This window comes from Lactobacillus huangpiensis, assembly GCF_019972815.1.
Taxonomy (GTDB): domain Bacteria; phylum Bacillota; class Bacilli; order Lactobacillales; family Lactobacillaceae; genus Lactobacillus; species Lactobacillus huangpiensis.
The window spans coordinates 175,257-182,068 of the sequence record NZ_BPPA01000003.1 but is presented as its reverse complement, the minus strand read 5'-3'; the positions used below and the strand labels follow the sequence as shown (position 1 = coordinate 182,068).

The 6,812-nt window shown below is 35.5% G+C and carries 5 protein-coding genes; all 5 read left to right on the top strand.

The annotated features are described in order from the left end of the window. Positions 1-608, top strand: a 608-nt coding sequence (gene recO / locus LDM90_RS04075; RefSeq protein ID WP_223898695.1) for a DNA repair protein RecO, incomplete at its 5' end; no start/stop codon positions are given. Positions 609-851: 243 nt separating this feature from the next. Continuing rightward, positions 852-1,769 (top strand): glycine--tRNA ligase subunit alpha, encoded by a 918-nt coding sequence (glyQ, locus tag LDM90_RS04070; RefSeq protein ID WP_223896549.1) that lies wholly within the window; start codon positions 852-854, stop codon positions 1,767-1,769. Beyond that, the gene (gene glyS / locus LDM90_RS04065; protein WP_223896550.1) at positions 1,762-3,828 is read left to right on the top strand and encodes a glycine--tRNA ligase subunit beta; all 2,067 of its coding nucleotides are present in this window, start codon (positions 1,762-1,764) and stop codon (positions 3,826-3,828) included. Before glyQ ends, glyS begins: the two co-directional genes overlap by 8 nt. A 14-nt stretch (positions 3,829-3,842) precedes the next feature. Then, positions 3,843-5,648, top strand: a complete 1,806-nt coding sequence (gene dnaG / locus LDM90_RS04060) for a DNA primase (protein WP_223896551.1) — start codon at positions 3,843-3,845, stop codon at positions 5,646-5,648. A gap of 13 nt (positions 5,649-5,661) precedes the next feature. Beyond that, positions 5,662-6,783: an RNA polymerase sigma factor RpoD gene (rpoD, locus tag LDM90_RS04055; protein WP_034979792.1), complete on the top strand. Its 1,122-nt coding sequence runs from the start codon at positions 5,662-5,664 to the stop codon at positions 6,781-6,783. Positions 6,784-6,812: the final 29 nt, after the last annotated feature.

Sequence of the window (6,812 nt, the reverse complement as noted above, 5' to 3'; positions counted from 1 at the left end):
GTGCTTCATTACTGAATTTTTCGTATGGAACCTATGTCATTTATTCATCTGGGCACGGTTTAAGTACTTTAAGGACTTACAAGAATGTAAAACAATTTGATGGATTATATGATGATTTAATAAAAAATGCGTATGCTTCTTTTATTCTTGACTTAATCGATCACGCATTTATTGAATATCAGGATTTAGGCAGGTATTACGATCTTGCAAAATTTGCTTTGCAAAAAATTAATTTTGGAACCGATCCCGAAATGATAACTCAAATAGTACAAATGCAATTACTAGCGGCTTATGGTGTTGAACCAGAGCTGAGAAGCTGTGTGATCTGTGGTGAAAAGCAGGGAGAGTTTGACTACTCAATCAAAAATGGCGGCATCCTGTGCAGTAAGCATTTTTATGCTGATCCAGGTCGTCTACATTTAAAACCGAAAGAAACAGCTGTTTTGAGAACTATCTTTTTACTTCCATTTAACAAGTTAGGTGATATTAAAATTAAATCTCCTACTAAAAAAGCTACACGCAGAGCAATTGACCGTATTTATCAGGAAACAATTGATCTCAACCTCAAAACTAAAAAGTTTTTGGACGAATTGAAATTAACTGACTAGCCCTTCAGATCACATGCATTTTATGATAAAATAATAATATGTTTTGGCTATAATGAGGATAAAAAAAGTACCAGTTAAGCGAGTGCTGGGAGTGTGAGAGCATCTGGGAAAAGGCACCTCTAGCTAAATTAATTAAGAGCAGGAATTTATTTCCTGAATTAGGGTGGAACCGCGACTAAATCTCGTCCCTATGCATGTTTTGCATAGGCTTTTTTTATGGTCTTATGCAGGAAGGAAATAAAAATGGCACAGAAAAAATTAAATATTCAAGATATGATTTTTAAACTAGAGAAGTTTTGGTCTTCGAAAGGATGCATGGTAATGCCTTCTTATGATGTTGAAAAGGGAGCAGGAACTATGAGTCCATACACCTTTTTGCGAGCTGTTGGTCCGGAACCATGGGCAGCTTGCTATGTAGAACCCTCAAGGCGTCCGGCTGATGGTAGGTATGGAGATAACCCTAATCGCTTGTTTCAGCACCATCAATTTCAAGTAGTAATTAAACCTGCTCCAGAAAAGATCCAGCAATATTATCTGGATAGTTTGAAAGAATTAGGAATAAATCCATTGGAACACGATATTCGCTTTGTCGAAGACAACTGGGAAAATCCTTCAATGGGCTGTGCTGGAGTTGGCTGGGAAGTATGGCTTGACGGTATGGAAGTAAGTCAGTTTACTTACTTTCAAACTGTTGGTGAACTTGATGTTAAGCCAACAATGAGTGAAATTACCTATGGGGTTGAACGACTGGCTTCCTATATTCAAGATGTTAATTCTGTTTTCGATCTTGAATGGGGTGATGGCGTTTTATACAGTGACATTTTTAAAGAAGCTGAATATGAAAACTCTAAATATGCCTTTGATGAATCTAATCAAGAAGATCTATTAAAATTTTTTGACGTATACGAAAGAACAGCTCAAGAATTAATTAGGTTGAATTTAGTACAACCGGCTTATGACTATATTTTGAAATGTTCCCATACATTTAATTTGCTTGATGCTCGAGGAGCTGTGTCGGTTACTGAACGAGCAGGATATTTAGCTAGAATTAGGAAATTAGCACATGAGGTAGCAGTATGCTTTGTAGAAGAGCGTGAAAAAAGGGGTTTTCCTTTATTGAAAAGTGCAGAAGATAAGAAGGCGGGACTTGAAAATGGCTAAAGATTATTTATTTGAAATTGGCATTGAAGAAATGCCAGCTCATGTGGTGGGAAAGAGCGTTAAGCAATTAGCTGAAAGAACCGAAAAATTTCTGAAAGAAAATAAACTTAAATTTAAGTGTATTAAAACCTTCTCTACGCCTCGGAGATTAACAGTTCTAGTAGAAGAGCTTTCTGAAAAACAAGCTGATATTGATGAAATTAAAAAAGGACCTGCCAAAAAAATTGCTTTGGATCAGGATAAAAATTGGACTAAAGCTGCTCAAGGATTTGCCCGTGGTCAGGGAATGACTACTGATGATATTTACTTTGAAGAATTAAAAGGTACCGAATATGCTTATGTGCATGTCCAAAAAGAAGGTAAAAAAACAACTGATATTCTTTTAGGAATGAGTGATATCGTTAAAGCTATGACTTTTCCAACCAAGATGCGGTGGGACTCTAATGATTTTGAATTTGTTCGTCCTATTCATTGGCTGGTATCACTTTATGGTAACGAAGTAGTACCTGTCAAAATCCTCGATATTACGGCGGGAAGAAAGACAGAAGGTCATCGTTTCCTGGGCGATAGTGTGGTTTTGGCTAATAGCAGCGACTATGAAGACGCTTTAAAAGATCAATTTGTAATTGTTGATGCAACAAAACGTCGCAAAATGATAGTTGACCAAATGAATAAGTTAGTAAAAAAGAATAATTGGCAAATTAAGCCAGATAAAAGTTTACTTGAAGAAGTAACAAATCTGGTTGAATATCCTACAGTTTTCACCGGTTCTTTTGACAAAAAGTATTTGGAAATGCCTAAAGAAGTATTAATAACTTCCATGAAGGATAATCAACGTTATTTTGAAGTTTATGATCAAAATGGCAAATTGATTAATCATTTCGTAGCTGTACGTAATGGTAATAAAGATTACCTGGAAAATGTTGTTTCAGGAAATGAAAAAGTTCTAGTAGCACGTCTGGATGATGCACAATTCTTTTACGATGAGGATCGTAAATATCCTCTGAGCCATTTTGTTCAAAAACTTGATAACGTTTCGTTTCACGATAAAATTGGATCAATGTCTGAAAAAATGAAGCGCGTCCGCATTATAGGTGATTTTTTAGCTAACAAATGGCAACTTGATGAACAGGTTGTTAAAGACTTTGACCGTGCCAGCGAATTGTATAAGTTTGATTTAGTTACTCAAATGGTGGGAGAATTTGCTGAACTTCAAGGAGTAATGGGCAGACACTACGCAAAATTAGCAGGTGAAAAGGATGATGTTGCTGATGCTATTGAAGAGCATTATATGCCGACCACTTCTGAAGGTGAATTGCCTAACACAACAGTGGGTTCATTATTATCTGTTGCTGATAAATTAGATACAATTATTACTTTCTTTGCAGTTGGCATGATTCCTAGTTCATCAAATGATCCATATGCTCTACGTCGTTATGCTTATGGCATTGTACGAATATTGTTAAACCAAAAATGGTCATTACCATTTAATGAAATGTTACCGGAAATTGTTTCAGCTCTTGAAAATAAGACACCAGCTAAACTGCCTAAAAAAGCTGAACAGGAAGAGGAAATTTCATCCTTTATTCGTGATCGTATTAAACAGTATTTACAGAAAAATAACTATAAATATGACATCATTGATGCAGTTCTGGCTTCAAGTCAACAAGATCCCATCCAAATTTTGTCTGCAGCAAAAGTTTTGCAATTACACCATGATGATGATAAATTCAAACCAGTTGTTGAAAGCTTAATCAGAATAAACAATATTTTGCAAAAAGCTAAGTACAAGGGGCAGAATGTTGTAAAACGAGAAATGTTTGACAATAATACTGAAACTGAACTTGCTGATGGTGTAAAGAAATTAAGTAAAGTAAGTGATCTAGCAGAACTTTATGATGGTTTTGTAAAGCTGCAACCTGTCATTGATATTTACTTTGAGACAAATATGATAATGGATAAGAATAAGGCTATTAAAAATAACCGCTTAGCCCAGCTTAATGAGGTAGCTCAACTTGCAAAACGACTTGGTGATCTAAGCAAATTAGTTATTAAATAAAAGTAGGTGGAAAGATGGCTGGTCTTATACCTGAAGAAACAATTGCTAAAGTTCGTAATAATGTCAATATTGTCAATGTCATAAGTCAGTATGTTTCACTTGAAAAGAAGGGCAAAGACTATGTCGGACTCTGTCCTTTTCATGAAGAAAAAACGCCTTCATTCACTGTTAGCGAAGGAAAACAATTTTTTAAGTGCTTTGGTTGCGGTAAAGGTGGCAATGTTTTTTCATTTCTTATGTATAAGGAAAATTTAACTTTTCCGGAAAGTGTTCAAAAAGCAGCAGATTTTGCTCATATTGACATTGGAGAATATTCCAGTCAAAAGCCCAAATTTTCTAATGTTCTCATCAAAATAAATGAAGAAGCGGCTGACTTTTATCATCGAGTATTAGTTTCTACTAATGCGGGAAAGCCCGGGTATAATTATGCAAAAAAGCGTGGTCTTGACCATGACATTATCAGTCATTTTCGAATTGGTTATGCTCCCAAACAAAACAATTTACTCTTGACTTATCTGAGAGAAAAAGATTTTAAAGATGAGGACTTGGTAAAAAGTGGTTTGTTTGTTCAATCTCAAAATGGAGAATTATTTGATCGCTTTAGGGAACGATTAATGTTTCCGCTTAGTAATGAGGGGGACTATGTGGTCGGGTTTTCTGGAAGAAGACTTTCTAATGATAAAACTGAAGCTAAATATATCAATAGTCCTGAGACCGAAGTATTTACTAAATCAAAGACTCTGTTCCATTTTGCTGAAGCAAAAAAGGCAGTCCGAAGTGAAAAGCATTTGATTTTGTATGAAGGATACATGGATGTAATTGCAGCATATAAAGCCGGAATAAAGTCTGGCATTGCTTCAATGGGAACCAGTTTGACGGATCAACAAGTATATATGTTGCGCAGGATTACTAAAAATATCATTATCAATTATGACGGCGATGATCCGGGAGTACATGCCGAAGAACGGGCAACAAGAATGTTCAACCAAATTGGAGGCTTTAACTTAGGAATTGTTGTTTTGCCTGAAAAACTTGACCCTGATGAATTTGTGAAAAAATATGGTATTGAAAAATACAAGGACGAAGTAAAAGGTGCTTTGACACCAACAGATTTTTTCTTGAAAAGGTTAAAACAGAAATATAATCTCGCAAATGACAGGGAAAAATTAGCGTACTTAGATGATGCCATGAAAGAAATAGCTCAGTTGTCTAATCCAGTTGAACAAGATTTATATTTAAACAAAATTGCCAAGGAACAAGGAGTGGCACAAGATTCACTTAAAGTGAATTTGACAAAATACCGCAGGCAACAAAATAAAGCAAAAAGGCATCAAGGTTATCCTGCTCCAGAACAAAGTGAATCCTATAATTATTCAAATCCACTAGTTGATAACGTTCAAAAGCAGGAAGCTAGCGATCCTATTCAAACTCGCTTATTATATTTATTTATTCATTCAAAACATGCTCGTGAATATCTATTATCCCATCAATTCCTGTTCCCAGACTCAGAATTTCAAAAATTAGCGGAATTATGGTTAAATTTTAGTGAAAATGAAGAAAATCCAACAGTTAATAGTTTCTTAGATTTTATTCCAAGGGAACTTCAAGGTATAATAGTTAATGCTGAAATGACAAACATGCCCCAGGATTTTTCAGACCGCGAAATTGATGAGCAAATAAACGCATTAAATATGCGCAAAATTAATATTGAACTGCAACATTTAATGAATGATTTACAAGATGCAAAACGAAAAACTGACACAGAGGAAATATTAGATATTACTCGTAAAATTTTACAGTTAAAAAGAATTCAGGGTTAAAGGGGGGCTTATTGTGGCAGATAAGGAAAAAGCAGCTAGCAACGAAAAATTATCTTTAGACAAGATGGTAAAAAAGGTTGTTAAAGATGTTAAAAAAGATAAATCTATTACGGAAAAAGAATTTGTTGCTCAATTGATTAAGCCCTATAAACTACAGGGAAAAGCAGTTGACCAATTAGTTCAAGAATTTGAGGATAACGGCATCAGTATTGTTGATGAAAAAGGGAATCCCTCGAGATTAGCCTTGAAAAAGCAAAAAGATGTTGAAAAAGCTGAATTAAAAGATATGTCAGCACCTTCAAGCGTTAGAATGAACGATCCTGTTAGAATGTATCTGAAAGAAATCGGTCGGGTACCCCTACTGAATGCAGATCAGGAAATTTCTTTAGCAAAAAGGATTGAAAAAGGTGATGAAGAAGCTAAGCAGGAGCTGGCAGAAGCCAACTTGCGTTTAGTTGTTTCTATTGCCAAACGTTATGTAGGCCGTGGGATGTCTTTTCTTGATCTCATTCAAGAAGGAAATATGGGTCTGATGAAAGCCGTTGATAAATTTGATTACAGCTTAGGTTTCAAGTTTTCAACCTATGCAACTTGGTGGATCAGGCAGGCAATAACTCGTGCGATTGCCGACCAGGCAAGAACCATTAGAATTCCAGTTCACATGGTAGAAACTATTAATAAGTTAATCAGGATCCAAAGACAATTACTGCAAGACTTAGGACGTGAACCAACTCCAGAAGAAATAGGAGCAGAAATGGACATGCCTACGTCTAAAGTTCGTGATATCTTAAAGATAGCTCAAGAGCCGGTATCCTTGGAAACTCCAATTGGTGAAGAAGATGATTCACATTTAGGAGATTTTATTAAGGATAAGGATGCAACTAGTCCAGAACAACATGCTTCTTATGAAATGCTCAAAGAGCAATTAGAAGAAGTGCTCGACACCTTAACAGACCGTGAAGAAAATGTTCTTCGCTTACGTTTTGGACTTGATGATGGCCGAACTAGAACGCTTGAAGAAGTTGGCAAAGTATTTGGAGTTACCCGAGAGCGTATTCGTCAAATTGAAGCTAAAGCTTTACGGAAATTACGGCATCCAAGCAGATCAAATCAATTACGTGATTTCTTAGATTAATAAGATAAAAAAAGTATGATTTTTTTAAA